Annotated in this window: 23 protein-coding genes; 16 read left to right on the top strand and 7 right to left on the bottom strand. The window is 37.9% G+C overall.

Going from position 1 to position 24,528, the window contains the following annotated elements:
- Positions 1-143 (bottom strand): DUF961 family protein (locus OCV72_RS16895; protein ID WP_155515230.1); only part of this gene is annotated, 143 nt, incomplete at its 3' end.
- Positions 144-381: 238 nt separating this feature from the next.
- Positions 382-3,435, bottom strand: coding sequence for an SrtB-anchored collagen-binding adhesin (locus OCV72_RS11120; RefSeq protein ID WP_055283832.1), 3,054 nt, complete (start codon positions 3,433-3,435; stop codon positions 382-384).
- Positions 3,436-3,870: 435 nt separating this feature from the next.
- Here OCV72_RS11120 and OCV72_RS11115 point away from each other — a divergent pair, with 435 nt between their 5' ends.
- A complete protein-coding gene (locus OCV72_RS11115) occupies positions 3,871-4,914 on the top strand; it encodes an AAA family ATPase (protein ID WP_055056605.1) in 1,044 nt (347 codons plus the stop codon).
- A 116-nt stretch (positions 4,915-5,030) separates the two neighbouring features.
- Here the strand turns inward: OCV72_RS11115 and OCV72_RS11110 are convergent, their stop codons facing one another.
- The 3 genes from OCV72_RS11110 to OCV72_RS11100 form a co-directional block, all read right to left on the bottom strand.
- Positions 5,031-5,828, bottom strand: a complete 798-nt coding sequence (locus OCV72_RS11110; protein WP_055056606.1) for a PD-(D/E)XK nuclease family transposase — start codon at positions 5,826-5,828, stop codon at positions 5,031-5,033.
- 135 nt (positions 5,829-5,963) lie between these two features.
- The gene (locus OCV72_RS11105) at positions 5,964-7,613 is read right to left on the bottom strand and encodes a relaxase/mobilization nuclease domain-containing protein (protein ID WP_055056607.1); all 1,650 of its coding nucleotides are present in this window, start codon (positions 7,611-7,613) and stop codon (positions 5,964-5,966) included.
- Positions 7,600-7,977, bottom strand: coding sequence for a DUF6290 family protein (locus OCV72_RS11100; RefSeq protein ID WP_055056608.1), 378 nt, complete (start codon positions 7,975-7,977; stop codon positions 7,600-7,602). The genes OCV72_RS11105 and OCV72_RS11100 overlap by 14 nt, the downstream gene beginning before the upstream one ends.
- A 374-nt stretch (positions 7,978-8,351) precedes the next feature.
- Between OCV72_RS11100 and OCV72_RS11095 the strand changes: the two genes are divergently transcribed.
- From OCV72_RS11095 to gloA2, 9 genes are all read left to right on the top strand, one after another.
- A complete protein-coding gene (locus OCV72_RS11095) occupies positions 8,352-8,612 on the top strand; it encodes a DUF6870 family protein (RefSeq protein WP_055056609.1) in 261 nt (86 codons plus the stop codon).
- Between the two features lie 170 nt (positions 8,613-8,782).
- Positions 8,783-10,438 carry a recombinase family protein gene (locus tag OCV72_RS11090; protein WP_055056610.1) on the top strand — a complete coding sequence of 552 codons (1,656 nt, stop codon included), beginning with the start codon at positions 8,783-8,785 and terminating at the stop codon, positions 10,436-10,438.
- A complete protein-coding gene (locus OCV72_RS11085; protein WP_055056611.1) occupies positions 10,426-11,928 on the top strand; it encodes a recombinase family protein in 1,503 nt (500 codons plus the stop codon). The genes OCV72_RS11090 and OCV72_RS11085 overlap by 13 nt, the downstream gene beginning before the upstream one ends.
- A gap of 2 nt (positions 11,929-11,930) precedes the next feature.
- Positions 11,931-13,610 (top strand): recombinase family protein, encoded by a 1,680-nt coding sequence (locus OCV72_RS11080; protein ID WP_055056612.1) that lies wholly within the window; start codon positions 11,931-11,933, stop codon positions 13,608-13,610.
- On the top strand, positions 13,603-15,207 hold the full coding sequence (locus OCV72_RS11075) for a recombinase family protein (RefSeq protein WP_055056613.1): 1,605 nt from the start codon (positions 13,603-13,605) through the stop codon (positions 15,205-15,207). Before OCV72_RS11080 ends, OCV72_RS11075 begins: the two co-directional genes overlap by 8 nt.
- Entirely contained in the window at positions 15,204-15,539 is a 336-nt protein-coding gene (locus tag OCV72_RS11070; RefSeq protein ID WP_055056614.1) for a DUF6050 family protein, read from the top strand. Before OCV72_RS11075 ends, OCV72_RS11070 begins: the two co-directional genes overlap by 4 nt.
- A gap of 103 nt (positions 15,540-15,642) precedes the next feature.
- The gene (locus OCV72_RS11065; protein ID WP_055056615.1) at positions 15,643-16,632 is read left to right on the top strand and encodes a hypothetical protein; all 990 of its coding nucleotides are present in this window, start codon (positions 15,643-15,645) and stop codon (positions 16,630-16,632) included.
- A gap of 101 nt (positions 16,633-16,733) precedes the next feature.
- Positions 16,734-17,228: a hypothetical protein gene (locus tag OCV72_RS11060; protein WP_055056616.1), complete on the top strand. Its 495-nt coding sequence runs from the start codon at positions 16,734-16,736 to the stop codon at positions 17,226-17,228.
- A 61-nt stretch (positions 17,229-17,289) separates the two neighbouring features.
- Positions 17,290-17,667, top strand: coding sequence for an SMU1112c/YaeR family gloxylase I-like metalloprotein (gloA2, locus tag OCV72_RS11055; protein ID WP_055056617.1), 378 nt, complete (start codon positions 17,290-17,292; stop codon positions 17,665-17,667).
- A gap of 130 nt (positions 17,668-17,797) precedes the next feature.
- Here gloA2 and OCV72_RS11050 read toward each other — a convergent pair whose 3' ends face one another.
- A complete protein-coding gene (locus OCV72_RS11050) occupies positions 17,798-18,403 on the bottom strand; it encodes a helix-turn-helix domain-containing protein (protein WP_055056618.1) in 606 nt (201 codons plus the stop codon).
- 257 nt (positions 18,404-18,660) lie between these two features.
- Between OCV72_RS11050 and OCV72_RS11045 the strand changes: the two genes are divergently transcribed.
- Entirely contained in the window at positions 18,661-19,596 is a 936-nt protein-coding gene (locus tag OCV72_RS11045; RefSeq protein WP_055056619.1) for a ParM/StbA family protein, read from the top strand.
- A gap of 11 nt (positions 19,597-19,607) precedes the next feature.
- Positions 19,608-19,985, top strand: coding sequence for a hypothetical protein (locus tag OCV72_RS11040; protein ID WP_055056620.1), 378 nt, complete (start codon positions 19,608-19,610; stop codon positions 19,983-19,985).
- A 43-nt stretch (positions 19,986-20,028) separates the two neighbouring features.
- On the opposite strand, the gene OCV72_RS11035 is transcribed toward OCV72_RS11040, so the two are convergent.
- Complete coding sequence (locus tag OCV72_RS11035; protein WP_055056621.1) at positions 20,029-20,235, bottom strand: helix-turn-helix domain-containing protein; 207 nt, start codon at positions 20,233-20,235, stop codon at positions 20,029-20,031.
- A 449-nt stretch (positions 20,236-20,684) separates the two neighbouring features.
- Between OCV72_RS11035 and OCV72_RS11030 the strand changes: the two genes are divergently transcribed.
- The 4 genes from OCV72_RS11030 to OCV72_RS11015 are packed head-to-tail and all read left to right on the top strand — an operon-like array spanning position 20,685 to position 24,527.
- Positions 20,685-20,996 carry a helix-turn-helix domain-containing protein gene (locus OCV72_RS11030; RefSeq protein WP_055056623.1) on the top strand — a complete coding sequence of 104 codons (312 nt, stop codon included), beginning with the start codon at positions 20,685-20,687 and terminating at the stop codon, positions 20,994-20,996.
- A gap of 23 nt (positions 20,997-21,019) precedes the next feature.
- Positions 21,020-22,006, top strand: a complete 987-nt coding sequence (locus OCV72_RS11025; protein WP_055056624.1) for an AAA family ATPase — start codon at positions 21,020-21,022, stop codon at positions 22,004-22,006.
- Positions 22,003-22,485, top strand: coding sequence for a serine integrase family protein (locus OCV72_RS11020; RefSeq protein WP_055056625.1), 483 nt, complete (start codon positions 22,003-22,005; stop codon positions 22,483-22,485). Before OCV72_RS11025 ends, OCV72_RS11020 begins: the two co-directional genes overlap by 4 nt.
- Positions 22,446-24,527 carry a recombinase family protein gene (locus OCV72_RS11015; RefSeq protein WP_055056626.1) on the top strand — a complete coding sequence of 694 codons (2,082 nt, stop codon included), beginning with the start codon at positions 22,446-22,448 and terminating at the stop codon, positions 24,525-24,527. The genes OCV72_RS11020 and OCV72_RS11015 overlap by 40 nt, the downstream gene beginning before the upstream one ends.
- The last annotated feature ends 1 nt before the right edge of the window (position 24,528 follow it).

Genomic DNA, 24,528 nt, shown 5'->3' with positions numbered 1-24,528 from the left:
ACATCTGAATAAAGGTTATAGCTTCTTCTTGCGAAAAATCTGCGGTTATCTTTATCTCTGTCAAAAACATGGTCGCTTTCGCCTGCAAATTCAAGAGTTCCAAAAGACTGTGCCATATCTGGCACGACATATTTCATTTCCATATTGTTTTACCTCGTTTCTTTCTATTTTTGATAAGTTTTTTGATTGTGATTTCTTATTCTGGCGGTTCGGGAAGTACCAGCAATCCCACCGATAGTAAAGGGTAAAATCAATGCTTACGCACCCTTGACTATCCGTGTTCTTGCAGGTTGTTGGCAGACAAGCCAGAATAAGCGGAAGTCTGCCGTTTGACAGCTTCGGCGGAGAGCGTGATTTTCCTTTTCTCATACCATTACCGCCTTATGATTTCTTCATTTTACGGCGTTTGTAGAAGAAGATACCTGCCAGTCCAGCACCAGAAGTTAAAAGAAGTACAAGCAGTTCGTAAAGGTTGGTGTTATCGCCCGTTTTGGGACTGTCGCTAGGTCTGCTAGGCTTTTCTGGTGTCTGTGGTGTTTCGGGTTTCTCTGGTTCTTTTGGGACTTCTGGTTTTTCCTTAAAGGTAATCGTCTGTCCCTTATCCTCAATATCCTTATGCTCGGTAACTTTCTTCGGCTCGTCTGGATTGCTTAAATCGTACAATTCTTCAAAAGTTACAAGCTGTTTTCCGTTAAAAGAAGTAGCGTCAAAAGTAAAGGCAACTTCTACTTTCATGTTTTCGCTGTCAGCGGTAAAAGTGTAATCACTTTCCACACGCTTTCCATTGATAAGAAGTTCTGCATTTTCTTTTTTCAACATCTGCCAGCCCTTTAACTGATATTTTGTGCCGACTTCTAAGCCCTCTAAAGTAACCGTATCAATGATTGTAACGTCTTTTCCAGCTTCAAGCTCTTTGTTGCCGTCCTTATCGGTAGCAGTCGTATGAATTTTGATGATACGCTCTGTGATAAGTACCGTCTGCCCGTCGTCCTCAATGTCTTTGTGTTCCGCAACTTTTACGGGTTCGTCTGGATTGCTGAAATTATACAATTCTTCAAAGGTAACAAGGTTCTTGCCACCTAAAGCAGACGCATTGAATGTATAGGAAATTTCCACTTTCATTTCCTCATCATCAGCGATAAAGGTATAGTTGTTTTCTACACGTTTCCCGTCAATGATAAGCTCGGTGTTTTCTTCCTTTAACATCTGCCAGCCTTTGAGCTGATATTTTGTGCCTTTTGTAAGTCCGTCCAATTTGACTGTATCAACGATTGTTACCTCTTTTCCTGCAAGGATAGTCTTTTCGCCGTCCTTGCTGGTCGCTGTGGTATGGATAGAGATTTCTTTTTCGTATTCATCAGTCAGCGTCCCTAAATCAACCACAAGGTTATTTCTTGATACCACGATTTCAAAAGGTGGGATAAGTTCAAAGCCTTTGTTACTGTCACAACGCATTTCTTCAATGATATAGGTATCATAAGGTAATGCACCCTTGCTGTCGTCTGGTTCAGAAATCCCAAACCACACACCGTCCTCGCTGGTCTTGCCTGCGTTTGTATTGTGCTTATGAGAAGCCCAGTCAGCAGAAGTGGAGAATTGCCCGTTATCATCAGTTACCACGACATGATTTTCGCCCGTCGTCTTGCTTGTGATCCTAAAAGGAACATCAGCAAGACGCTTGTGTGTGCCTGCACCGATTTTCACGCCCTCAATATCCCCACGCTTAATCTGATTGTAGATAGAATGGGCTTTGTCGGTTAAGTCCACAATTTTTCCATTTTCTGTGATTGTAAAATCAATCGGTTTTGCACCGTCAGTCAAATATCCGTTTGGAGCTTCACTTTCAACGATACGAAACTTTCCATAAGGTAAAAGGTCGGCAGAAGTAGAAGCGACACCCTCAATATCGGTACGAATTGTCTTTACCACTTCATTTTTTTTGTATAGCTTGCCCTCAACCAATACTGCATTATCTTTTAAGGAAATGATGTCAAAGGCAGTATCTTTCAAAGTGGCACTTCCTTGTGGCTTTGTATCGCCCGTTTCTAAATCTCGTTTCTGAATTTTGACACCGCCACGGATAACCTTGTCAGAAACGGAAAACTGGTTACTTCCAGATAATACGGCAAGGTCGCCGTCCTCGGTAATCTGTGTTACATATAAGCCCTTAATCTGTTCGGACTTATCGCCAGCCTGCATATATGCACCGTCAAGTAAGTAGCCATTTGGAGCTTTCGTTTCTTCAACGGTTAGTGTTCCAAGTGGAAAAACGGCTTTACCGTCTTGCATATAGAAGCTGTCGCCAGACACCTTGTATGCGTCCGCTAATTTTGTGATGTAGTGGGTTGTCCCATCGCTGTCTGTTTCAGCGATTGTCTTTGTAACCCATGTACGAGTAGCTTCGGCAGGGAGATTGTCTTTAGTATAGAAGCCTGCATAATACTTCCATGTAAATTCCGCACCTGCTAGAGAAGCGTTTCCTTGCGGATTGTCTTTCTGTGTTTCCATGTCAATCTTGAAAAGCTCAATCAAAGTGTCCGTTACTTTTGGCGTATCAGATACGTTCAATGTCGCTGTCTTTCCAGCTTCAATCTTTAAGGAATATACAGTTTTATCTACTTTATATCCTGCTGGTGCGGATAATTCCTTGATATAGACTGTGCCTGCTTTTACCTCTACAACATCTGTATTTCCGTTTTCATCAGTCGTAAGGGTGGCAAGCTGTTTCGTGCAGTCCTTATCAGAAAAGACACCGTAGATTGCACCAGCGACAGAGTAATTCCCGTTACTGTCTGTAATGCTGGTATTACTGGAAGTCTTTTGTAGTTTCGCATTTCCGACATTCAGTTTCGCCCAGAATTGTCCTAATTCCTGCCCCTCGCCAGAGTAGATATAACCGCCACATTCATAGCGTCCTTTATTCTCTTTGACAAAGGCTTTTGCACCAGAGAAAACTTCGTCCTGTGTTGCCTTTGGAATTTCATCATAAGAAGCTCGCACGTTATCACATTGCCAGCCAAGATGTACGCTCAATCTCTGCCAGACAACACATTGTTCCAACAGATAGACTTGCTTGTAATTCAGTTCCTTGTGAGCTTCGCCATACTGTTTGACATACTCTAAGGATAACGCCACATCTGAAATCTGGTCGGCACTCATGCGTGAGCTTGCGTCAGCTCTGGTCTTGTAACCATTTTTGAAATCTGTATTGATGTCAATACAATAGGCAGTTTCGCCCTCAACTTTCATCATGCCCTCATTGAATGTAGAACCGATAGAACCGTCATTCATTACTTTTTCAATGATACCGACACGCTCTGCACTTTCCGTCCAGTATTGCTTACTTTCTGCATGAACGGGTGTACTCGGTAAAGCAGTAACGACAGTTGCAAGAGCTAAGAAGCCCGTACACAATCGCTTTAATATCTTTTTCATAAGTCTAATGCTCCTTTCGTTTTGAGTAATAAAATAGCCGTCCAATAAGAACGGCTGGAAATAGAAAAGGAACGTCATGTTAGGCGTTCCATAGTCTATGAAATATTAAATTTTTCTTGTTTCAATACTGATGTGCTGTACCATATCTTTGCATATCTAAGAAAACTAGCGTATCAAGGCTCATTCGTTAGTAGTAAATAAGTAGTAAATTGATGTGTTTGTTTCCTTGAAAATGCTGATAGATACTGTGTTTTAGCGGATAATCAGATTTTTATTGTGTTTTTCTCATAAAAAAATAATAAAATGTAATGTTGATAAGAATAAAAGCTGCAGTTTATTTGCCAGATAAAAATTTTTATTAAAGGATGGGAAAACTTGCAGACAAATGAAGGGTAAGATATAATCAATGTATATTTAGATGAAGAAGGTGACTCAGTGAAAGTCAATTTTATAGAATTAACAAATTTCAGGGGGATTCAAAAACAAAGAATCACATTTGAAAATAAAAATTTTGTTGCATTGATAGGAGACAATGGTAGCGGAAAAACCACTATACTAGAGGCAATCACAAAAGGATTTGTACCGGTATTAAGAACAGTTAATGCAGAAGCAATGAAAGAGTGTGATCTGGCAAATAAGGATATAAGGAATGGAGCTAATGGAGCAGCAGTTACTTTAGGGATAACATTGGATGGCGAAAAATATGTCTGGACAAACAGACGCAGACTTTCGTCACAACAACCATTTGAAAATGCAGGAGACGTAAAGGCGGAAAAAGCAAAATCTTTAAAAGAATTGAAATCCAAGTATTCGCAATGTGTGGAAGAGAGAAAACTGCCATTGATTCTTTACTATGGAACAGACAGAATTATACGAGAAGTATCACAGAGGGGACATATAAAAAACTTTCAAGTAACAGATGCTTTAAGAAACTGTTTTGATAATGTCAACTATTTTAGAGATTTTTATGATTGGTTCAAGACAGAAGAGGATATTGAACTTCGAGGGATTCGTGAAAATTCAAATTATAAGAATCCTAAATTAAATTGTGTAAGAACTGCTTTGGAAAGAATGATAAAGGGATATTCCAATTTAAGGATTGAGTTAGCACCGTCAAGAATGGTGATGACAAATTCAGAAGGGGTAGATCTCCAGATTGATCAGTTAAGTGGAGGATATAAAGCAGTTTTATCGGTTATTGCGGATATTGCAAAGAGATTATCAATGGCAAATCCGGATTCGTTGAATCCATTGGAAGAGAAAGCAGTGATTTTGATTGATGAGCTGGATCTGCATCTGCATCCAAAGTGGCAGAAAGAAATCGTTGCAGATTTAAAAAGAACATTTCCTAATAGCCAGTTTATTGTTTCCACACATTCTCCATTTATCGTTCAGTCATTAGATGCTGACGAATTATTTGATATTGAAACAATGCAGTATGCAGAAGAAGGCAATTACAGAGGAAGGATTTTTGTTTAAAGGAATGCCTTCCGTGGGATTTTTATGCGGTTTGTTGCGTGCCGCTTACTAAGAAACTCCCTACAACATATCCCCATATACCAAATAGGTCATGTGTTGTAGGGAGTCATTTTTTGTTATGCAGTTTTCTGTACAGCCAGAGCCTTGATTTCTTCTAAGGTCAGGTCTGTAAAAGCGGCAATATCTTCATAAGTGAGTTTGCCGGAGACCAGCATACGTTTAGCAATTTCAATGCGTTCAGCTTTTCGCATATTTTCCATTTCTCTGCACATAGTCAAAACTCCTTCCTCATCTTCTTTAAAATAACGTACCCTGTCAGCAAGTATTTTATAATACATATCTTTTGGATCGGTACAGGAAAAATCGTACATTAGTTTTCCGAGTTCTGTTTCATCTTTGATTTGGGAATTTACATAAATAATATGAGCTTCATCGCCAAATGGTTCACCGGTTTCTTGGATGATGCGGTCAATATGATAAATTGGAAGCCCGGCTTTTAATACATCATTTTCAGTAATAAAAATTACATAGGTTTCAGTGAGGGCATCATATTTATCGCCAGCTTCAGTTATATTGGCATCTATAAGACTGCTATTATATCTTGCACGTTTTGCACCGGCACCACGATCACTTCTTTGAATTTCTATATTATAAGAGCGGTTATTGGTATCGACAGCTAATATATCCAAGCGAATAGAACGTCCTTGTAAATTTTTTATATCGTATTGTCCCTGTGCAGATTGTACTTTAAGGTCATGCCTTTGCAAAATAATTTGAAGCAGAAATTCCGCACATGCCTTATCTTCAAAAACTTTACTCATAAAATCATCATCTAAAAGACGGAACCCTCTAAGGCGTTGTAGATCTTCTTTATGCTTTTGTTCAAAATTCAGTGTTTCTTCTGTATTATTCATTGTAAAAACACCACCTGCTTTCCTTTAGAATGGAATATAGTAAACATGAATTTCTATATTATTATTTTAACATGGCAAATAGTAATCCTCAATACCCGAATTTTGAAACGACAAATGCCGATGAAAAATAACAGCCTATAAATCTTTTTCATTTTCAATCTGCTGTTCCTGCTCGTGACTCTTTCCAAGGATCATATCAATATTAGCAGACACGGTACGAAGCTCCCGTTCATAATCCCGGCGGCTAGAAAAATCTTCCCGTTGTGTATCTCGCACTTCAATAAGCCGGTCTTTTTCTGTATAGAGGGTTTTCATGGAAGGCAGCTTATTTCCGGCAGATTTTTCTTTCAGTGTTCGGAGAGCTGTATCATAAAGGGAAAGCTCTGCCCGGTGTTCTTCGTAGAATTTATCCTTATTGCGGCTCTTACGGTAGTCTGCATATATGTTTTTGTATGCAAGGTACTGTCCGGTAAAATGTATTTGTTCATTCACATCTTTAAGTTTTTGCTCTGTATCCTTTAAGGATTTTCTTGAAGCACTGGTCTGATCGGATGCCTGGTCAAGTGCAGTATGGAAATCTTCAAGAGAGTCATAACTATGTTCCTGTATATAGGCAACTGTCTGAGCCATCTGTTTCAAATTGGAGAGTTTGACTTTTTGAGCATAGGCCTCACTCTGCTGTGCTTTGATACAGGTCTGTAAATCTATCACAAGTCGGAGATCTGATTTTATGAAAATGAACGGTACAGGAATATCGGGAGCATCAGAAGAAAGTGTCGTCTGCAAATCTTTTGTAGTAGCTGCAACTTGCGGTTCTTCAATTTCCATTTTCCTATCAGAGAGCGATTTTGCATTTCCCTTAAATGCCTGTAATAGAAAATCCTCTTCATATCGTGTTCCGAGATTTCGTCCAGTGATATATTTTTTTCTGCCTGGATGAAGATAGCTGTACCGGTTTCTGCTGATCTTGAAGATGATATGATATTTTTCATCAAGGATTTTTGCGAACTCTTCTGGTGATCTGGCGGTGCTTGCAGCATCGTCGATAGCATCCCGAAGAAACTGTTTCTCTGTCTGATAGCGAGTCTCTTTTGGTGTGATACCATCTTCAAGCATTTTCTGGTTGAGCTTATCAAGTTTTTCCTGTCCACGACGCTGTGCCCAGTATTCTTTTTCTGTGATTTTCCTTTCAGCAGGAGAGAGCAGATCAACTTGATGCAGGCCCTCTTTCTGGCACATATCCATAACGTCTTGCTTTAAGTGAGCAAGGTAGGCTGTGCTTAGGTGGTGTTTATATCCGGCTTTTGATTCACAGTCAAATTCCATATAGGGTTCTTGCGGTACGTCATATTTTCGAAGGCTGTTGATCACAATATGTACATGGATATTGCCACTTTCGTTGTGACCATCTGTATGTGTGCAGACTAAAGCCTGATGACCGGGAAAGTTCTTCTTTGCAAAAGTCAGTCCCAGCTGCTGTGCCCGTTCACCAGTCAGTCCACATTCCTCTTTGTCTTTTGGGTCAAAGCTGATAATGTAATGATGAGACTTGATCTCATTGAAATTTTTATTTTTATGGTAATAGCTGTTTAGTTCTTGACATTCAGATGCAAAGGTAAACGGATCACAGTTCAGACCATCCAGGTAATATTCATCTCGTAATATCATATGTCCCTCATCATCGAGGATTGGTTTTTGGGTGTATTCATTATGCTGGAAGATGAGATACCGTTCGGATTCTCCATAGTCAGCATTTTTGCTTGCGATATGTTTAATCACTGCCACGGAAATCACCTGCCATTCTCATCACTTCATATTTCATCTCATAAATATCCCGGAGAGATTTTTTTATCTCTTTTCTCATTTCTGAGGAGATAATCCCACCTTGATTAAAATATCGGGCAATCTGATTGAGGTTGCTTCCTATCTTACCCAATTCACCAATCAGCTTTTTTATTTCTTTGACATCTGCAACAATCTCAAATTTAGTATTGACCTGTCCCTCCATAATTTGTTTTCGCATGTACTCGGAAATAGACATGTCTGCCTGTTCTGCCGTATTTTCTATAATAGAAAATTCAGTGTCAGTCAGGCGGATTGTTACCCGGTGTTCCCGTTTCATATCAGATTCTTTTTGTGGTCTTGTCATTGGATGCTCCTTTCTGCACATAGGTTCCGCATAGGAAAGAGAAAATTTTACAGCTTGCTGTGAAAGCAAGTGATGAAGATTCATCACGCTGTGACCATGGCAATGGGAACCAATACGCATATCTTTGATTGCGGTCGAGGGTATGGGGAAACGAAATCCCCATCAAGTTGCAAGGCAGAAAAAATCCCGGAGGGGTTTTTGTCTGACATTGCGAAACTTGCTCTAAGAGAGAATCCCTTCCCATAATCATGCGTGGGAGACATCAAAAAGACAGGTAAAAATGTAAAAAAATAAAAAAAGTGAAAATTCATCTGACATTTTGCCCTCTGCCAGCTGTGATTAGTAGAAAAAGAGAGATCACAGGAGGTAGCCAGATGAAAAATATAGAAATGCCTACACTGGAAGAATTGCAGGAAATGGCAGCAGTGGACATCCGTACCGTAGATAAAAGTACGTTAGCAGAGCTGGATGATGTGGAGATTCATGAAGAATTACCGCAGGCAGAAAGGATTGCAGATTATATCAAGCAGATTAAAAATCCGTATTGCTATAAATCACATGGGATAGTTGTGAAGATCAGCTTTGCAGGAAAATGCTCTCTGGAAGAAAGCCTGAGCAGATGTATCTCCATGTAAAAGAAAAATCGTCCAGAAAAAATAATCGAAAAAAGAAAGAAAAAGGTATGGTAGTAATCCAGAAGTTATGTTAATATGGATGTGGGTCAAAATTTAAAAGCATTCAAGGAGCCGTGAATTTCTTGGTTTACACCGCCACAGAGCGAGTAAAGTAGGAGGTTGATGGCTTTATGTATTTCAATCAAAAGTCTATTTTAGCAGCGGATTATCTCCGGTTATCCAGAGAGGATGGAGACAAACTGGAGAGTGACAGCATCCGCAATCAAAGAAGTCTCATTAACGATTTTGTAAAACAGCACAAAGAGATTCAGCTGGTCGAGGAATATATCGACGATGGATACAGTGGAACGAACTTTGACCGTCCAGCATTTCAAAGAATGCTTGAGGATGTGAAAAGGAAGAAGATCAACTGTATCATCGTAAAAGATTTATCCAGATTGGGAAGAAACTACATTGAAACAGGAAGGTATCTGGAAAAGATCTTTCCATTTATGGGTGTACGGTTCATCGCAATCACAGACCATTATGACAGTGCTGCAGGATCGGATGATGCAGATCAGATCATTGTTCCGTTTAAGAATCTTATCAATGATGCTTATTGCAGGGACATCTCAATTAAAATCCGAAGTCAGTTAGATGTAAAAAGGAAAAACGGGCAGTTTATTGGCAGCTTTGCAGCCTATGGATACTTAAAAGATCCAGAAGATAAGAACCATCTTATTGTTGATGAATATGCGGCAGATATTGTACGGCTTATTTTCAATCTAAAAATAGATGGGTACAGTTCACAAAGAATAGCAGCCCGGTTAAATGAAATGGGAGTTTTGCCGCCATTGGAATATAAGAGAAGCCGGGGGATGAATTATAACAGCGGATTCCGTTCCGGTTCTGATCCCAAATGGGCAGTCACTTCTATCAACCGTATTTTGCAGAATGAACTTTACATAGGCACAATGGTTCAGGGCAAAAACCGAAAGATTAATTATAAGGTGAAGAAGAGTTCGCCTATCGCAAGAGAAAACTGGATACGAGTAGAAAATACACATGAAGCAATCATTCCAGAAGAAAGTTTTCAATATGTGCAAAGTCTGTTGAAAATAGATACCCGGATCGCTCCGAAAAGAAAATCAGTTTATTTGTTTTCTGGATTTGTACGTTGTGGGGACTGTGGTGAGAACATGGTCAAGAGAAGCACAACGAAAAAGGGGAAAAAATACTGTTATTATCATTGCTCCACTTATAAGAACAAAGAAGGATGCAGTTCCCATCTGATCAGTGAAAAAATGATTTATGATGTAGTTCTGGATTCTGTAAAAAAACAGATCGCATTATTGACCGAAGCAGAAAAGATCATCAAGAAAAATGGAATGGATACTTACAAGAAAGTGGAGAGCCGGTCTTTAGAACAGCAGTTAATGGCACTTTATGAGGAAGTGGAAAGATATAAAGACTTAAAGGCGAGACTGTATCAGGATATGGTAGATGGTATTGTCAGCAGAGAAGAGTACCATGAATATAATCAGAGATTTACAGAGAAGATGCAGAAAGCAGAAAAGGCAAAACAGGAAACGGAAGAGAAGAAAGAAAAGTTATCTGCGGAAGAAAAACGGATGCATCCATGGATAGAGGATTTCAAAAAATATGAAAATATCCAAAGCCTTGACCGGAAAGCGGTTGTTACATTGATAGAGCAGATCATTGTATACAGCAAGGAACAGATTGAGATTCGGTTCAGGTATAGTGACGAGATGCAGGAAATGATAGAAGCAGTGCAGATTATACGTGAGCGGCAGGAACGGAAAGGAGAGTTTGTATGCGGTGCGTAAGTTATACCAGAACGACTTCTTGTAAAGAGGACGGAAAGATCCCGGCAGATATTATAAAACAGCAGGATCAGCATATACAGGAATACTTGAAAAAACAGGGATGGACATTATCGGCAAAGTATTGCGACAGAAAAAAAGATACAGAAGAGAACACAGCTTTTGAAGAACTGACAAAAGATGGGATCGACCGCAAATTTGATATGGTAGTTGTAGACAGCATTGACAGATGCAGCAGGACAATATCCTGTGCAGATGATGTCTTAGTAAAAACATTTGTCCCGGCAGGAATACATTTTGCAGTTGTACAGGATGAATTTATCAGCATTGGAAAAACGAAAGAAGAATTATATGAATATATAAAGAAAGCAAGGTATGAAGCAGTACAGTTAAAAGGCATGAGAGAGTATGCAATCAGAGAACAGCTGGAGGGACTTTATACCGTGCATGATGAAAAGTATGGCTACATTCTTTCTGATGACCGCAGGGAATTGCTTATTGATGAAGAAGCGGCAGTTGTTGTGCGGGAAATCTTTCAGATGGTATTGGATGGTATGCTGCTTACAAATATCGTGAAAATATTAAATGACAGTGAAATAGAATCTCCGATGGTGCATAATGCACGGGTCGGTCATAAGGTATGGCCGGCATATGACAATAAATGGTTATTCTGTTCCGTAAGGAGAATCCTTAGATGCACAGCGTATGCTGGCTACTGGCAAAAGACCATCAACAAAAAAATCTGTACACTTCCCATCGCTCCAATTTTGGAAGAAGGCATATTTGAAAAAGTGCAGGAGATTCTCGATAAGAGAAAAAAGCCAAGGAAAGTAAGAACAGGTAAAAGGGGATTATTTGTAAAAAAGATATTTGATGCTGAGACAGGAAGAAAAATATCACAGAGAAATTTTAAAACGGGGGAAACGGTTTTTCTTTTCGCAAGTGGGACGAATCAGCTTCCAAGAGATAAAAGTACCTACATTTCTTTTGAAACCGTGATTGCTGAAGTAAGAAAAGCCATACAAAGAGAAATGGAACTGGCGGAACAGATAAAAAAGAAATTGTTAGCCAGAGAAGCAGAATCAGAAAAATATAAATGGTTGAAGCAGTATTCACAAAGAGCGTGGGCGATCTTTGAAGAGATGGAGCAAGTGGAAAAAGAGCGTATTCCATTATATCAGAACTACCAGACAGGAAAAATTAATGAAGAAGAATATTTGGCGGGAAAAGAAGAAATACGGGATCAGCTTCGTATGTATGATGGAGATTTCAGTGAACTTATGGAAGCGGTATCCGTTATAGAAAAGACATATAGCAATAAAAATGAATGGTTAGGGACTTTTAAGAAAGAGAATCTTCCGAAAGAACTACAGCCAGAGCATATCAATAAATGGATTGAGAAAGTATTGATAAGAGATTTTAAAGAAGTGCAGGTATGTTTATCCAAACAGGAATGGAAAAAATACTTTCCTGCAGAATGGATGGAGGAATAGGGATGGCAAGAAAGAGCAGAAAAAACAGAAACGTAGAATCTAATATACAAACGGTTGTCAAAAAAGAGAACTTACTGGATACGGCTGCGTATATTCGCCTGTCTGTTGAAAACGGAGGAAATGAAACGGATGAAACATTAGTTGTGCAGCAGATGCTTGTAGAAAGATTTATAGAAGAGCATCCGGATCTGAGATTGGAAGAGGTATACATTGATAATGGATTTACAGGCACAAATTTTGAACGTCCCGGATTTATGAGGTTGATGGAAGATGTTCGTTCTGGCAAGGTGCAATGTATCGTTGTAAAAGATTTGTCCAGATTCGGCAGAGACTATCTGGAAACAGGATATTACCTGGAGACTATATTGCCAAAGTTAAATGTACGCTTTATTGCGATTACGGATGATTATGATAGCTCCAGAAAGGAGGACAGGGAAAATATAAGTGTTCCCATCAAAAACATGGTAAATGCCATGTATGCAAAGGATATGTCTAAAAAAATCCTGGCGGCAAAGGAAGCACAAAAGCGGAACGGAAATATTACGTTATCTAAGGTTGCATTTGGTTATGTCCGTTCTGAGGATAAAACAAGACAGGTCGTAGATGAAACGGTTGCCTCGGTTGTGCGTATGATATTCCAATGGACATTGTTGGGAGTCAATAAAAGAGAAATTGCTGACAGGCTGAACCTGTTGGGAGTTGCGACACCTGGACAGAAAGAAAAAAGAAAGATAGCAAGAGTGCCACTTGAGGAGACAAAGTGGAATGGAGGAACTGTCAGAAAAATATTAGAAAATCCAACCTATACAGGAGATATTGTCACAGGAAAACTGAAACAGTCTTTGTACAAAGGAGTGAAACAGTACCATACCGAACCAGAAGAGTGGGATGTGCAGAAAGATATGCATACTCCGCTGGTTGCGAGGGATGATTATGAAGAATTGCAGGAAAGCAGAGAAGAGATTCATAAGGTAACGAAGAAACGCCAGTCCAGATATACGAAGGACAGAGAAAAATATCAGGATAGTTTTCTGGGAATGGTTCGCTGTGGAGAGTGTGGGAACGTTATGTATTTCAGACGATATACCCATAATTATACAACCAATGAAAAAATGGGAAGCGATTACTATTGTGGGAATAAACAGTGTTCCAGAAATTTGATAGAAGAAAACTTACTCAAGATCCTGGTGATGGATCAGATCCAGATTTTGATCAAGAGTATGTGTGACAGGAAATTGCTTTTGCAGAAAATGAAAAGTGCAACAAAAGAAAACAATATTTTTTATAAAGCAGCGGCAAAAGTAAGGACATTGGAGCGTAAGATCACACAGACGGAAGAACGCAATACAAGACTATATGAAGATTATGTAGCAGGTATTGTGGATAAAGATGATTTTGATATGATGAAGGAACGCTATATAGGGGAACTCCAAAATCTCCGGGAAGAGCTTCAGGTACAAGAACAGAATCAAAGAATCTTGGAAAAGAAAGCAAACCGATATATGGATATGGTAAATCATATGGAAAAATATCTGGATAAAAGAGAATATAATGAGGCACTTGTACAGGAACTGGTGGAATATATAGAAGTATATGCAAATGGGAGTATCCATGTGTGCTTCAAATGTAAGGATGAATTCCAGCAGATAGCAGAAGAAATGGAAGGTGTTCAGATTGGCTAATGGATTGTATTTAAGACTCTCTATAGCAGATGGAGATTTAGGGAAAGAGAATAAAGATGAAAGCAACAGCATTGACAACCAGAGATCGCTTCTTGTCAGTTTTATCACTGACAGAGAGGACATGAGTGATGAATACATAGAATATGTGGATGATGGGTATTCCGGAACAAATTTTGACCGTCCGGCATTTAAGAAAATGATAGAAGATGCGAAGGCAGGAAAAATAGATACCGTCATTGTAAAAGACTTTTCACGATTTGGGAGAGATTATATTGGAGTTGGAGATTATCTGGAGCAAGTGTTCCCACTCCTGGGAATCCGCTTTATTTCATTAAACAATAATTATGACAGTAAAGAGTACATAGGAAAAACGATGGGATTAGATATGGCAATCAATAATCTTGTCAACAATCTTTACAGTAAGGATATATCCAAAAAGTTAAAGAGTGCCTTAAAAGTGAAATGGAAGAATGGAAAATGGACAGGCTCGAAACCTCCATTTGGTTATTTAAAAGATGAAGAGCATGGATGCTGGAAAATAGATCCGGTAGCAGGTAAATATGTCCGTATGATATTTGATAAAGCGATGGAAGGCTGCAATACTTCTCAGATCTGCTATTACATGAACGAGCAGAAGGTGCCAACACCTGGAAAATATAATCAGATGAACGGATTGCTGCGGCAGGGGAATTATAAAATGCCAGATAAGGAAGTTGTTTGGGATACCGGAATGATCCGTACAATTCTTGGAAGATTTGAGTACACAGGTGCTTTAGTTATGGGAAGGCGGCATACCGTAGCGGTTGGGAGTAAAGTAACAAGAAAGACAGCAGAACGAGATGTCGTTATCCGGAAGAATATCAATCCGGCAATCATTACGGAAGAAGAGTATGAAGTGGCAAGTGCATCTATTATGTTTATGACAAAGCCAGAATATCGTGGTGCGAAAGACTTCCTTCTGAAAGGAAAAGTGCGGTGTGGAAACTGCCACAGGTCATTAGCTTATACAGATGGCGGTATTCATCCAAAAATATATTGTCCCCATAAAGCTCAGGCAGGAAGATATTCTCATTGTTCTGAAGATGCGTATCCGGTATCTGTGATAGAGGGACATATCTGGTATTCTTTAAAAAGGATACTAAGGATATTGGATTCAGTGCAAAGAGAATCCGAAGAAAAATATACGGATAATAGTTTTACAGGGAAAAGACAACAAAGAGTGTTGGAGTCGGAACTGGAAAAATTAAAAAATGAACGTATCCATCAGTATGAAGCTTATGCAGAAGGCGTACTTAGCAGAGAAAAATATATAACAGTGAAGAAACAGCTGACAGAAACAATCGAAAAGATACAATCCGAACAAAAAGCACTTGCCAGTGTGATCATTGAAGAAGAACGATACAGAAGCCGGATAAGAACAGCAGTCCAACAGTTGGAGGTACAGATAGAAAGAGGAAAGCTGACGAAAGAGATTATAGATACAATGATTGATACCGTGTATGTGTATGATAAAAAACGGATCGAAGTAATTTTAAGATTTGATGATGTTTTACAAAAGGTGATCTCAGAATATATGGAAGGGGCGAAGGGTGCATGACATTTAAAGATTTTATGTATAAAGGGGTATTGATGATAGCTGTGCTGGCATTGATCGGATGGCTTGGAAAGTATCTGTATCTGGTAGATGGAGAAATTGACTGGTTCCGGCTGATGCTGGTATATGGTGTTCCGGTAGGAATCCCCCATATGTTTTTCATGGTTCCATGGCATTGGGATTTATCAGGAATATTTGGAATGATGACGTTATGTGTGATTGTTGGAAGTTTATTCGGCAGTTTTATTGCAATCTGGTTGTTAGTTCGGGCAGTGGGATATGTGATTGGGTATCCTATTAATTATATGATAAAGAGCATAAAGGGCAAAAACTAAATAAAAATAAGTGAACCGCAGATGTCGTCTGCGGTTTGTTTTGTATTTATCTATATAGGTATGTATGGTAAAATAATAATAAATAATACAGAAGGAGAGCATTATGGAGAGAAAATATTCATTTGAAGCAGGATTAAATGTATTTACTTCCTATAAAACAATTATTCCGGTCGAAGATTTCAGTATATTAAAAAAAATAGATCCGCATCGTTATCATATTTATGGAATACTATCATATAATCAATTTTTCATTAGAAAAAAGGATATACAGAAAAGAAATGACGGAATAAAAGTAACTCTTTTTACTATTATTGAGGATAAAGAAGTTGATTATGAGTTACCATTTCTTGAATTTATAGAAGGAGCTGATCATCGAAAGATTGAGATAAGAGTTTCCTATCCGGGGACTAAGATGATTTTGGTTATAAAAGATGAGGAGTTTTTAAGAAAAAATCCGAAAGTGAAAAGAATAGTAGAAATTAAAGCACAAAACTTATATATGTTTTCTGCTAAAAGTATAGTATCAAGAGAAGAATATGAAATTCTATATATAGGTCAATCATATGGAAAGAAGGGAAGGAGAACAGCTTTAGATAGACTTGAAGCTCATTCAACATTGCAAAAAATTTTGACAGAGTATAAAGAGGAACATCCAGATAAGCATATTTATATATTGTTGTTAGAGATGGAAGCTAGATTAGCAATGTCATTTGATGGTATATCTAAGAAATTTACAAAAAGTGAAGACGAGAGTATGGAACATTTAAAAAAGGTTTGTAGTGATTTGCCAAAAGAAGAGCAAATTATTAACATAGTAGAAGCAGCAATGATAAACTATTTTAAACCAGAGTATAATGTAAATTTTGTGGAAAATTTTCCAGACAAAAACCATAAAGGATATAGACAATATTTTGATTTAGATTACAATATGCTTACTATTGAAATTGATTTGAGTTTTGATGATGCTCCCAGCGTACAATTTTATACTTCTACAAATAAAGTGACAAGCTCTCTTGATTTTATACGATATAAATTATTCAATGACAATACTCGCAAAAGTATGTATGATATTTTTGAAAAAGATGCAGAGTAAGGATATAAATTTTATATTAAAGTTATTTTATATATTTGCATGGTGAATATATACACCATATAATAGGTATGAATTTAAAATATGTAAAGGGGATTACATAGGTGAAAATAGAACACTTTTATTATGATGAGCAGGAAAAATGGCTTGCTCAGATGAAGGCAGCAATGGAAAAACACGATGCAAAACTGAGTGAAGAAGAGAGGACATTAGAACAAAAAAAGAGCGATATGGAGTTGCAAAACATCATCCAGAATGCTGAGAGAGAAGAAAAACAGACATATAGAATCGTGAATACAGAAAAGTATTGCTGGTTTAAGAATATCACAAAACGAGTAATTCAATTTGCACAGCTTTCGGGGTGTAATATAAAAATTGAAACATTATCAAGTATGGATGCTGTGATTAAAATGCAGACGGGATGTATCTGGTTGCTTAGTGATGGAGAAGCTGCTCAGCAAGATAAAAGAGTGATACAGGAGTTGATAGATCAGGCAGAGCATGTTTACATAGGAAATAGTGAAAGAGAAGGTAAAAAAGTATTGGACATGGAATTTGTTTTTAGACTGTATGAAAAATTGAAAAAAACAGAGAATTAATGTGTTTTCATAAAAATCTTACTGTGATAAACTTATAGGAAAAACGACGGAGGATAAATCAATGTTTGACACAATTCATCATATTGCAATCATAGGAAGCGATTATGAGAAATCAAAACATTTTTATGTTGATTTACTGGGGTTTGAAATAATCCGGGAAAATTATCGAAAGGAACGGGATGATTATAAAATAGATTTAGCTTGTGGAGAGCAGGAGATTGAGCTATTTATTATAAAGGATGCTCCGGCCCGTGTGAATTATCCGGAGGCACTTGGTTTGAGACATCTGGCATTTAAGGTAAAAAGTGTTGACGATACGGTTAAGGAGCTTAACGCAAAAGGAATAACAACAGAACCGGTACGTTTAGACGATTATACCGGAAAGAAAATGACATTTTTCCATGATCCAGATAATCTTCCATTAGAAATCCATGAATAATCCACTATTATGATTGCTGTTTGGAATACTATGGTATATCCAGATAGAAGATAAGAAAAGAAAATCTGTGGACGAAACTTCTATAGACAAGAGAAAGCTCAGAGAATTCAAACTCTGGGCTTTTTCTATATCATTTTTCTTTTGCTGTTCTCATCCAGTTTTTAAAGAAAGTAAGTGCATCTAAAATTTGTTCCCGTTCTGCAGGAGTGCAGTCAGAAATAATATCAAGAAGTTTTTCTTCTACAGCGAGAGAAGAGACAGCGTCTTTATGAGAAGAGGAAGTGATTACAGAAACTTCTTGTATAGATGTATTATCGTTTAATAATTCATTTTGAATCTTTGTGTGCATAAGCTCCTGATGAGAAGGGTTCATGCTGTCAATTTCTCTTAGCATTTCTGCATAAGAAGAAATCTTTTCAGTGATGTATTCATTTTCAAAATAAATACCGACAGTATCAGTTGTTGTATCTTTATAAAATCTTAGGTTTGCCTGTTCTTCCATTCTGAATAAAAGTGAAAACAGATCAGAAACAGTACGGATGTCGAAATCCATAAATATATTAATGCTAATTCCTAATGCATCAGAAATCTTCAATAATTGCTCAGGCTTTGGTTTCCTTTCATCGGATTCATATTTTTGAAGTGCACTTATGCTTAATCCGGATTGAGAAGCAAGTTGTTCCTGAGTAAGTTCATGAGAAGTTCTGAAATAACGTATTTTTTCTCCTGTGGTCATTCTTAATACCTCCATCAGCAGTATAACATACTTTTTTCAGATGGTGGTACAAAAAAAGATAAAAATAATATTGACATACACAAAAGTGTGATATATAGTATGTACATACACATAAGTGAAATATAAAAATAATAACACATACAAAAGTGATATAAAAGTGTCAGTAGGTGTCATATAAACGCAACTAACTGTCACAAATGTGTACATGAAACAGCAAGTTAAGATACAGTTAAGTATAAGTACAGGAGGAAGAGCAGATGGCGGAAATAATTTTTGGAATTGATCATGGTAATGGAAATATGAAGGGAGAAACATCTTCGTTCCCATGTGGAATTGTAAGGTATACTGCACAGCCAGGACGATTTATGAATGAAGATATTCTGGAATATGAAGGTGCTTATTATACTTTATCGGAAACAAAAATGCCGTTTAAAGCAGATAAAACGGTGGATGATGACTATTTTATTCTGACTTTGTTCACACTTGTGCAGGAGGCACGAAAGAAAAATATTAACCTTACAGGAAAAGACGTTGTTCTTGGAGTGGGTTTGCCGCCGGCAGATTTTGGGCAGCAGGCAGTAGGATTTAAACAGTATTTTATTGATCATTCCCGTCATGGCATCAATTTTAGAATGAATGACAAACCGGTTAGTTTTTATCTGAAAGATGTATTTGTAAGTCCGCAGAATTTTGCAGCAGTCATGTGTTTTAAGGCGAGTCTGTTAAAGAAGTACCGGACAGTAAACTGCATTGATATAGGCGATGGAACGGTAGATCTTTTAGTGATCCGAAATGGAAAACCAGATTTATCGGTGAGAGTAAGTGAACGTTCCGGTATGGCGGTACTTCGATCTGAGATTTCTAACAGGATTCAGCAGAATTATGGGATTCATTTGGATTCCTCAGATGTAGAACAGGTCTTAATGGGGGAGGAGACTATTTTAGAAGAGGAGATTCTTAAGGAGATTTATCGTATGGCAGATGATTGGGTACATATGATTATTAATAAACTTCATGCACATGTGACAGATTTCAGAACAAATCCTGCTATTTTTCTTGGAGGAGGAAGTTTATTATTAAAAAAGCAGATTGAACAGTCACCGGAATTTAAATATATTGAGTTTATTGATGATGTGAAGGCGAACGCAATCGGTTATGAGAAATTGGCAGTTGCCCGTATTCGTAGAGGATAAAGGATGAAGAGATGGGAAAGATACGAATTGTTTTATTATTTGATGAAGAAAATGAGAAGCAAAGGCAAGCTGGTGAGTTCTTAAAAACACAAAAGAGATGTAAAACAGCTTTGATCACGGAACTCATTCATGCATGGATATATAATAAGGAAGGAAAAGCTCTATTTCCGGATAAAAGTATGTCAGGAATTGATATAGAAAAGGTAAAAGAAGAATTACTGCACGATAAAGATTTTCTCTTACAGATAGAAAGCTCAATGAAGAGAATGGATGAAAAAACGGTATGTGAATCAAGGGAAGATTGTGGTGTGGAGGAATCAGAAAGCGGACTTGATATGGATGTAGACATGATGCTGGACGGGCTGGAAATGTTTGAGATGGGTGTATAAAAAATACCGCTGAACAGGAAGAATCTTTCGTGTTTCAGCGGTATTATTTTTCTTCTTCTGAAATAAATCGTATAATATCATTTGGTGTACAGTGAAGTATCTGGCAGAGTTTTTCAATAGTCAGAGCTGTAATATTCTGATCTGTTCGTAAGCGTTGCAGGGTACGTTTATCAATACCATGATTTAGAAGGTCATATTGGGAAATATCTTTTTCTTTCATGGTATTCCATAGAGGTGTGTAGTCAATCATATACAAAATTACCTTTCTAGGAATTGAGGAATAGGTTGCCTACATTATAAAATTTGAAATTATGAAATAATATGGTGAACATAGTCACCATAATGCAACGAAGTGAAAAAAGTCGTGATTTTGTAAGACTGCAAAATCATGAGTAAGGCTGCAAAATTCAAGGTAAGGCTGCAAAGAAAAGGAGATGAATTTTAGTGAAAAGGAAAATAAAAATCTCTGAAAAGTACCATTTTATCAATGTTTTGGACGAAAATATATTCCAAGGCTGCAAGGTTGCAAGGCTGCAAAACAGGGGACTGTTTCTAGTCGAGGACATGCGGATGAAGCGGGAAAGGTCTGCGAAAAGGCGAATGGAATCTGCCAAATGCCGACCTATAAATGATAATATAAAGGAAAAGAAATTTGTGTTACGTGCAGTAAGTCATGGCGCATAGGAAGGTGCGACGCACATGATAGATTCTTTAGGATACAGATTGAAGCAGCTACGTCAGGAGAGAAAACTGAAACAGGGACAGGTTGCAGATATAATAGGTGTAAATAAAAGGCAGATCAGTGCCTATGAAAATGATAGCAGACAGCCATCGTATGATATTCTGATCAGATTAGCTGTTTTATATCATGTGAGTACAGATTATCTTTTGGGATTTCAGGTGTCAAATAGAACGTTGGATGTATCAGGGCTTACAAGGGCAGAATACACAATGATAGCTGATCTAGTGGAAAGCATGAGTGAGAAAAATAAGAAATTAGAAGATATGTGAGAAGAGGATGATAAGGTAGGTGCATGATGGAAAATAAAGAGGACTATAAGATATATTCTACTGTAGAGAAGCAAGAAGTGGAATGGTTATGGTATCCGTATATTCCATATGGAAAACTTACCTTATTACAAGGTGATCCGGGTGATGGAAAATCTACTTTTATGATAAATATTGCATCAGCTCTCACCAGAGGAGGGCTTCTTCCAGATGGAAAAAAGCTGGAACAAATCGGAAATGTCATATATCAAGGTGCAGAAGATAATGTGGGGGATACGATAAAACCCCGGCTAGAAGAAGCAGGAGCAGATTGTGACAGGGTTGCATTTATAGATGATGCAGACATGGGATTGACATTTATAGATGACCGTCTGGAAAAAACGATTCGGAGTTTTCAAGCAAAGCTTCTTGTGTTAGATCCACTTCAGGCGTTCATGCCTTCTAATGCGGATATGCAGAATGCAAGCCATGTCCGTTCCATTATGCGTAAACTTGGGAAAGTTGCAGAAAAACATAAATGTGCGGTGGTGATGATCGGACATATGACAAAATCTTCTGGAGGAAAAAGACTGTACCGGGGATTAGGAAGCATAGATATAGCAGCAATCTGCAGAAGTGTTCTTATGATCTCAAGAGATGAAAAGGATCCAGAGATACGTTATATGTATCAGGTAAAATCCAATCTCGCACCAGAGAGCAATGCCGTCGGATTTGTTATGAATCCAGATAAAGGATTTCAATGGATAGGAAAATGTAATATTGATAAAAGAGCAGAAGCAGTTGTATGTTCAAAGAAAGCAACCAAGAAAGAAAAAGCATCCGAGTATCTGAGGATTATGTTATCGGTAGAAGATGTACCAAGTGCAGAGATTATACGGCGAATGGATAGGATTGGCATTAAGGAAAGAACAATAAGAACTGTGCAAAAAGAAATAGGCATAGAAGCATACAGAAAACAGGGAACATGGTATTGGCATATGCCTGAACCAGAGGAAGAAGTTGATGAGGAATGAGTTTTAATTATAGAGTAGCTGGTTATGTAAAATTAGCAAAGCTATGGGAAAAAAATAAGGAAGCAGCTCTTAGCTATCATAAGAGATATTATAAAGAAAAATGCGATAAGATTCCGGGATGGATATTACAAGGCGTATATGTAGATATTACCGGACAAAAGTTAATATATAAAAGACCACAGATGCTCCATCTGCTAAAAGCCTGCCGGAATGGAGAAGTTGATTGCATTGCTGCCCAGACGAAAGCATATTTGGCGGCAAATAGTGAAGAATTTTGCTATCTGCTCAAATTTCTTTCAGAAATGCCAGGGCTTATAGAACTGGTAACTGAAGATGAGAAATATCATATTAATACGATCATGAATCCAGAGCAGCAGAAAGAAGCATTAGAAAAAATGGCAGATGATTATGTGAAACTGGATGAAGCAAAGTATAAAAAATGGAAGGAAAAGATACTGCAGGGAATACAGGAACTGTAAGCAGGAGGTTGAAAGAGAAGTTGGCTGTTGAAGATATTTATGGAGTAGAGGAATCCGAGGAAGTAGATACAGAGAAAATCGAGGATTGTGAAATCATAGATACCGAAGGAAACGTTATTTCTTCTACAGATTCTTCAGATATAGGTGACTGGGAAAAAAGACATAATGAAATTGAAGAACAGAGAGAGAAAATCCGAAACCGTGTTAGAAAAACACGTTCTGGAAATGGTGTGATCCGGGAAGCAAAACCAAAGCCAACCATATCCGATACAGGACATAAACAAGTTGGAGTATATGCCCGTGTAAGTACCAAAAGTACAAATCAGGTTTCTTCTATAGAAAATCAAACAAAATATTATACGAAAAAAGTTGGAGATACACCAAACTGGACTTTGCATGAGATATATAGTGATGAGGGAAAGTCAGGCACATCTACTCAACATCGAACAGAATTTAAAAGAATGATCGAAGATGCGGCTCAGAAGAAAATTGATCTGATTCTCTGTGCCAGTGTATCAAGGTTTGCAAGAAATATGTCTGATTGTATGACATTAGTACGTCAGCTAAAAAGTATGAATCCATCCCATCCAGTAGGAGTATACTTTGAGACAGAAAATATATATACTCTTGATCCGGATTGTAAACAGAATCTCTCTATCCATGCGATGCTTGCTGACTGGGAATCAGCAAATAAAAGCAGGAGAATGATACTTTCTTATGACCAGAGGATATGTACAGGACAATATCCAGTGCTTGATCTGTTAGGATACCGCCACACGAAAGAAGGAGAACTGATCATTCAGCCGGAAGAAGCGAAAACAGTCCGTTTTATTTTTCTTGCATACATAGGTGGCTATGATTGTGATGAAATAGCAGAGATCCTGACAGAACGGGAACGTCCTACACTCAGAGGAAGAACCGACTGGAATGCTTCTATGGTCATGAATGTTATGTCAAACGAACGTCGGTGGGGAGATCTGGAAGCCAGAAAAACCATAGTTATTGATTATGTTGAGCATAAATCAAAGAAAAACGAACATGACAGAGTATCCGCTTATGAAGAAGATCATCATGAACCAATCGTATCAAGGGAAATCGCCCTGGCTGCACAGATGGTAAAGAAAAGTTCCAGAAAAATGACAGAGGGTGTTCCGGATTTTTCGGTGATCCACAAAGGAAATTTAAAAGGTTTTGTTTCTATCTGTCCAGGCTGGGGAGGAATAGATGGCAGTGCTTTACTGGAGATTTGCCAGGAGGTATATGAAGAGGAAGAATTAGAAGAACTGAATCATAAGATCCGAATATGGTCAGGTGAGGAACAGGGAAAAGTTGTTTCCATGGCATTATCCGGGTATCAGGTTCCACACGGAATTTATTTTCTAAATAAGAGCCTTCCTGCATTAACTGTAGGTAGAAGAAGGATAAAATTCAGTAAGGCTTGCCATGAAAAACTGAATTATTGCAGATGGGTGGAGATATTGTATCATCCAATTATCCAGACAATTATTATCCGGCAGACAACACCAGATAACCCAAACTGTATTGAATGGGAAAAAGAAGATGGAAAGCTTGTGTCCTTTGTATCGTCCAGTGCATTTTCTACAGCGATTTATGAGAGTTTACATTGGAAAAAAGAATTTAGCTTTAAATTTCGTGGTATTACAAAAGAAAGAGGAATGTCAAAAATACTTGTGTTTTCATTGGATGAACCACAGATTATTGTTGGTAAAAAGTACAAAAATCATCCCGATGTAGAAAAAGAAAGTAATCAGCCTTTTGGATTTGTAAAGTACAAAACAGATACGGAGCAGGAAAATAAGCCAGAAAACAATAATATTGTATGTGCTTATCCGGAAGAATGGATGAAACGAAGGATAGGCATTAATTATTTTATCCGGGAACAGAGGGACAGCATGATTAATGCCATAACAGAAGAAGATATAGAAGAAACAGGAGTTGTAGTAGAAAATCCCGTCATAGGACATATACCGTCCAGACAGGAAATCGTGAATGAATTAGAAGAACTTCTGATGACCATGTAAG

It is taken from the genome of Dorea amylophila (assembly GCF_025567265.1).
In the GTDB taxonomy this organism is placed as follows: Bacteria; Bacillota; Clostridia; order Lachnospirales; family Lachnospiraceae; genus Dorea_A; species Dorea_A amylophila.
This window is presented reverse-complemented; position numbering and strand designations above follow the sequence as displayed.

Coding starts and splice junctions, on each gene's coding strand:
- OCV72_RS11120 (WP_055283832.1), bottom strand. CDS start 3,435: ATGAAAAAGATATTAAAGCGATTGTGTACGGGCTTCTTAGCTCTTGCA.
- OCV72_RS11110 (WP_055056606.1), bottom strand. CDS start 5,828: ATGAATAATACAGAAGAAACACTGAATTTTGAACAAAAGCATAAAGAA.
- OCV72_RS11100 (WP_055056608.1), bottom strand. CDS start 7,977: ATGACAAGACCACAAAAAGAATCTGATATGAAACGGGAACACCGGGTA.
- OCV72_RS11095 (WP_055056609.1), top strand. CDS start 8,352: ATGAAAAATATAGAAATGCCTACACTGGAAGAATTGCAGGAAATGGCA.
- OCV72_RS11090 (WP_055056610.1), top strand. CDS start 8,783: ATGTATTTCAATCAAAAGTCTATTTTAGCAGCGGATTATCTCCGGTTA.
- OCV72_RS11085 (WP_055056611.1), top strand. CDS start 10,426: ATGCGGTGCGTAAGTTATACCAGAACGACTTCTTGTAAAGAGGACGGA.
- OCV72_RS11080 (WP_055056612.1), top strand. CDS start 11,931: ATGGCAAGAAAGAGCAGAAAAAACAGAAACGTAGAATCTAATATACAA.
- OCV72_RS11070 (WP_055056614.1), top strand. CDS start 15,204: ATGACATTTAAAGATTTTATGTATAAAGGGGTATTGATGATAGCTGTG.
- OCV72_RS11065 (WP_055056615.1), top strand. CDS start 15,643: ATGGAGAGAAAATATTCATTTGAAGCAGGATTAAATGTATTTACTTCC.
- gloA2 (WP_055056617.1), top strand. CDS start 17,290: ATGTTTGACACAATTCATCATATTGCAATCATAGGAAGCGATTATGAG.
- OCV72_RS11050 (WP_055056618.1), bottom strand. CDS start 18,403: ATGACCACAGGAGAAAAAATACGTTATTTCAGAACTTCTCATGAACTT.
- OCV72_RS11045 (WP_055056619.1), top strand. CDS start 18,661: ATGGCGGAAATAATTTTTGGAATTGATCATGGTAATGGAAATATGAAG.
- OCV72_RS11040 (WP_055056620.1), top strand. CDS start 19,608: ATGGGAAAGATACGAATTGTTTTATTATTTGATGAAGAAAATGAGAAG.
- OCV72_RS11035 (WP_055056621.1), bottom strand. CDS start 20,235: ATGATTGACTACACACCTCTATGGAATACCATGAAAGAAAAAGATATT.
- OCV72_RS11030 (WP_055056623.1), top strand. CDS start 20,685: ATGATAGATTCTTTAGGATACAGATTGAAGCAGCTACGTCAGGAGAGA.
- OCV72_RS11025 (WP_055056624.1), top strand. CDS start 21,020: ATGATGGAAAATAAAGAGGACTATAAGATATATTCTACTGTAGAGAAG.
- OCV72_RS11020 (WP_055056625.1), top strand. CDS start 22,003: ATGAGTTTTAATTATAGAGTAGCTGGTTATGTAAAATTAGCAAAGCTA.
- OCV72_RS11015 (WP_055056626.1), top strand. CDS start 22,446: ATGGAAGGAAAAGATACTGCAGGGAATACAGGAACTGTAAGCAGGAGG.